General features: G+C 66.1%; 1 pseudogene. It reads right to left on the reverse strand.

Annotated elements, in window-relative coordinates:
* Positions 1–314: pseudogene (locus tag MIC448_RS14845) on the reverse strand (HNH endonuclease); the annotation flags it as partial.
* Between the last annotated feature and the right edge of the window lie 123 nt (positions 315–437).

A 437-nucleotide genomic window follows, 5' to 3' on the forward strand; every position in this document is an offset into this window, starting at 1 on the left:
GCCGCGCGCTCCAGGCGACCGGCGGTGTGTGGACCGAGGCGTGTCGTCCGCTGCACGAGCTCGCTCACGCTCCGGCATCCGAGTCGCGACGTCAGCCGCTCCTCACGCACCGCCGATTCGGACCGCGCCGTGACCTCAGAAACGGCCTCGATCGTCACGGCGTCGACGCGGCGGCCGAGCCGACCCAACAACTCGAGCGCGACGGCCTGATCGGCATCGGATGCCGCGGCCACGAGTCCCTCGCGATGCACCGAATCGACGACCTCGCCGACGTGCGCGACCAGTTCGCGCAGCGTGTCGACGAGGTTTTCCATACCTCAATTCTGCCGAGGGCCACCGACATTCAGCGGGGGTTTTGGGCAGGTCAGGTATGAAATAGTTCTCATGTTTGAGAGCGGTTCTGGGTAGTCGTTTCGACTCGCCTGCGGCTCGCTCAA

The sequence above is a fragment of the Microbacterium sp. C448 genome (assembly GCF_000582705.2).
Taxonomy (GTDB): domain Bacteria; phylum Actinomycetota; class Actinomycetes; order Actinomycetales; family Microbacteriaceae; genus Microbacterium; species Microbacterium lacus_A.